This window comes from Frankia gtarii, assembly GCF_025403375.1.
In the GTDB taxonomy this organism is placed as follows: Bacteria; Actinomycetota; Actinomycetes; order Frankiales; family Frankiaceae; genus Frankia; species Frankia gtarii.
Window position 1 is genome coordinate 1 of the sequence record NZ_JAMPTM010000393.1, and the last position, 4,658, is coordinate 4,658.

At 77.5% G+C, this 4,658-nt stretch carries 1 protein-coding gene; it reads left to right on the forward strand.

The features are described 5' to 3' along the window. The coding region (locus NBZ83_RS30160; protein WP_261576316.1) for a hypothetical protein at nt 1-4,658 on the forward strand (4,658 nt) is incomplete at both ends.

Here is a 4,658-nt window from a genome sequence, read left to right on the forward strand (position 1 = left end):
GTCGCGGGGGCGGTGGTGGGCGCGATGGTCGAGCCCGGCTCGCCGGCCCGGCCACGGCGCCCCTCCCCCGCCTCGGTGCTGTTCCTGGAGAACGGCGGCGGCAAGAGCGTCCTGATCAAGCTGATCTTCTCCGTGGTGCTGCCGGGCCGGCGGCAGGTCGTCGGCACCTCCAACGGGCGGGTGTTGGACAACTTCGTCCTGCCCGGCGACTGCGGGCACGTCGCCTGCGAATGGCAGCACGCGGTGACCGGGCACCGGGTGGTGACGGGCAAGGTCAGTGAGTGGCGCGGTCGCGCAGCCACCGACGCAACCCGGCTCACCGAGGCCTGGTACTCCTTCCGCCCGGGTGGGGGGCTGGAGATCACCTCTCTGCCGCTGACCGCCGAGGGCCGCCAGGTCACTCTCGCCGGGTTGCGCAGCCGCCTCCACGACGCCCACACGGCCGACCCGGCGCTCGACCTGACCTGGCAGACGCATCAGGGCGCCTGGAAGGAGCACCTGGACGCCCTCGGTCTCGATCCGGAACTGTTCCGTTACCAGCGGGCGATGAACGCCGGCGAAGGCGAGGCGGCCGAGGCGTTCTCGTTCGGCTCCGACGAGCAGTTCGTCGACTTTCTGCTGCGCGCCGTCACCTCGCCCGAGGACTCCGCGGGCATCGCCGACGTCGTCGACGGCTACGCGACCAAGCTCGCCGAACGGGCGGCGCTCAGCGCCGAGCGGGAGTTCGTCGCGGGAGCCCTCGCGCGACTCGACCCGCTGGTGGCGGCGATCGATCGGCGCGCCGACGTCGGCGCGGGCTACGCGGCCGCCCGGGCCCGGATCGTCGAGCTGCACGACGGCGTGCAGGCCAGGGTTCGCCGCGACGCCGCCGCGCTGGCCGGGCTCGACGCCCAGGTGCAGGCCGCGCGCGACGCGGAACGCGACGCCGACGAGGTCCGGTCGCACCGGCACGGCACCGTTCTCGCGCTGCGTCGCCGGATCGCCGAGCGGCGCCTCGCCGACGCCGAGCGGGAGCGCGACCGGCTCGTCGCCGACGCCCACGCGGCAGCCGCCGAGATCGACGCCTGGCGGGCGGCCGAGGACGTGTTGCGTCTCGCGGCGGCGTCAGCCGAAGCCGAACGGTTGACCAGCCTCATCGCCGATGCGGAGGACATCGCCGCGCCGGCGCTGGCCGACCGCGACGGCGCCGCGCGGGCCCTGCTGCTCGGCCTGAACCGGCTGGCCGCGGCCTCCACCGAGGCGGCCCGCCAGGCGGAGGCCGAGGCCAGCGAGCACGACCGGCGCGCCGCCACAGCCGACCGCGCCGACCGCCGCGCCAGCGACGACGCCGCGCAGGCACGCGCCCGGCAGCAGGCCCTTCAACAGCGACGGGTGGCGGCGCTCGACGCGCTGGCCGCCGCCGCCCGGGCCGGGCTGATCACCCCCGGCGGCACCGATCTCACCCGCCAGGCCCAGCGGGCCGAGGCCGGCGCGCAGCAGGCCGCCGCCGCGGTGCGCGACGCGCTCAGCCGGGCCACCCACGCCGCGGACCGCGGCCCGGCGGAGGCCGCGACCCGCGCCGCCCAGCACCGCGTCGTCACGGCCGGCGGCGCGCTGGACCGGCTCACCGGTCAGCTCGACCAGGCCCGGGCCGGCGCGGCGGCGCTGCTGGCCAGCGGCCGTCTCGCGGAGTTGCTCGGGGACGCCGGCCCGGGCGGGCCGAACGGGGTCACGGGCGGCCCGAGCGCCGCCGCGCGCGATGACGAGGCCGCCGCGGGTGCAGGCGCGCACGGGATCCTCGACGCGGTCGCCGAGGCCGCCGGGGATCGGCTGGCGGAGGCGATCGCTGCGGCCGAGGCCCGCCGGCTCGATCTGTCGGTTGCCGCCGACGCCGACCGTCGCCTGCTCGGCGCGCTGGGCGGCGGTGGCCTTCGCCCACCCCGCGAGGAGGTCGCCGCCGCGGTCGACGCCCTGCAGGCCGCCGGGATCGCCGCGGTGGCCGGCTGGTCCCATCTCGCGCACGCGGTGCCGGCCGCCCGGCGCGAACGGGTCCTGCGGGCGCGGCCCCATCTCGCCGACGGCGTGGTCATCACCGACCGGGCGGGTCACGCTCGGGTCCGCGAGGTGCTCGACGCGGCCGCCCTGCTCCCCGACAGCATCGTCGCCGTGGGCGGGGTCGACGACCTGCTCGACGAGGTGGCCCCGGTCATCGACGGCGACCGGATCATGATGGTCCGGCCGAACCCCGCGCTCTACGACACCGCGGCCGCCGCCGCCGAGCGGGACGCCATCCGGACACGCCAGGACGAGCGCGGCACGCTCGCCGCGGCGCTGGACGACCGGATCACGACGGACCGTGACCTCACCGCGGCCCTCACCGGCTGGCGGCGAACCTACCCCGCCGGGCACCTCGATCGGCTGGCGGCGCAGGTGACGGCCGCCCGGGAAACCCTGGGGGCAGCCGAGGCCGAACTCGCCACGACCAGCCGGGAGGCGGTCGCGGCGCAGCAGGCGGCACGGCGCGCGCTGGCCGACGTGGAACCCCTGCGGGTCGCCGCCGCCGAGGCCGCCGCACGAGCGACCGCGCTGGATCAGCTCGCCCGCTCCGTCGGCGACCCGGCCGCGGCCGGGCGGGAGATCGAGCAGATCGCCGCCGTCGTGGAGGACCATCTGGCCGAGGCCCGGGCAGCTCGGGAGGACGCCGCCGCGCAGCGGCGCGCGGCCACGGAGGCCGTTCGCAGCGCGGACGAAGCGAGTCGCAACGCCGCGGCCGCCCGGGCGGAAAGCGGCGGCATCGTCGGTGCGGGCGATGCCGCGCGGGTGGCGGGCGCGGCCGACGAGCCGGGGCCGCCCGTCGCGGTGCTGCGCGCTGCCTATGAGGCCGCAAGTCGCACCTACGCCCAGGCCGAGGTCGGTGCGGACCTGCGCGGCGAGGTCGATCGGGCCCGCCGGGAGGAGGCGGCCGCCCGGGCGGCGCTCGAGGCCTTCGCACCGGCCGTTCGGGTGCGGGCCCGCGAGCTGCTCGCGGGAGTCAGCGGCGGGGACAGCACGACCCGGGCAGCCGGTGAGGCGCAGGCTCGCCGGGCCGCCGCGGCGGTCGGTGCCGAGCTCGACGACGCCCGCGAGCGGCTCGGCTCGTTGCGCGAGGAACTGCGTGCCGCCATCGCGGAGGTACAGCGACGCGGGGTGGCACCGCTGACCGGAGAGCAGGTGCCGACGGATCTCGGCCACGCCGAGGAACTGCTGCGCGCCGCCGCCGCGGCGGTCGAGCACGCCGAGGACGGCCACGCTCGGGCCCGCTGCGCCCGCGACGACCTCGTCGAGCGCTCCGGCCGGCACACCGAGGAGCTGGCCGCCTTCACCGTCATCGCCGAGAACCTCGCGGATCTGCCCGTCGCGGCCCAGGCAACCGTGGGACCGGCGAGTGCCGGCGCAGGCAGCGCCGAACCTGGCGGACGGGTCGCGGCAGCGCCCGCCGAGCCCCGCCCGGACGAACCGGCGCGAGCCGACGGGCCTGCAGTGGCCGTCCCGTTCGCGGGGGACGCGCGCCAGGCCCGGGAGGGCGCCCATCGGCTGCGTCTCGCCTGGCGGGAGGCGGCCGCCGGATACGGGCAGGCCGCCGGCGCCGTGCGGACAGCGGCCGATGCCGTCACCGCCTGGGCGGCCCAGGACCGGTTCGACGCCGTGCGCACCCCGGCCCGCCGTCAGATGCTGCGCGCCGGGCGCGAGACCGTGGCAGACGGGGCCGCGGCATGGGCGCAGGCTCTCGCTCCCCGGCTGCGCAGCCTCGATGACGACCTCGCGCACATCGGCCGAAACCGCGAGGCGATCGTCGCCCGACTGGAGGGGATGGTGCGTGCGGCGCTCGGCACGCTGCGCGCAGCCGGCCGCCTGTCCCGCCTCCCCGACCGACTCGGCGACTGGTCGGGTCAGGACTTCCTGCGCATCTCCTTCGCCGAACCAGATGACCGGGCCCTGGCGGAGGACCTCGGCCGGGTGGTCGACGAGACAGCGGCCGCGGCGGTCGCCGCCCAACCCCGGCCGGCCGCGGCATCGCGACGCGGTGCCAACGCCGTCCGCACCGCCGACCCGGGCCTCGGCACCGGCGACGTGCGCGGCACCCGGGCCGCAGCCGTGCGCCGCGACGGGATGGGACTGCTGCTGCGCGGGGTCCGCGCCGCGCTCCACCGCGGCGTGCGGGTCGAGATCCTCAAACCGGACGCGGTCCTGCGCACCGAACGGGTGAGGGTCAGCGAGCTTGGAGACGTCTTCTCCGGCGGTCAGCAGCTCACCGCCGCCATCATCCTGTACTGCACGATGGCGGCACTGCGGGCCAACGATCGCGGCCAGCTGCGGGCGTCGCATGCCGGCGTGCTGTTCCTGGACAACCCGATCGGCCGTGCGAGCGCCGGTTACCTCCTCGACCTCCAGCTCGCCGTCGCCGACCGGCTGGGCGTCCAGCTCATCTACACCACGGGCCTGTTCGACACCGCCGCCCTGTCGGCCTTCCCGCTGATCGTCCGGCTGCGCAACGACGCGGACCTGCGGGCCGGCCGCAAGTACCTGCGGGTGGAGGAGCATCTACGGCCCGGGCTGACCCCAGCCGACCCCGCCTCCACGGGGGTGGCTGTCACCGGCGTCATCACCGCCACCCGGCTGTTCGCGCGTCCCCGTCCACC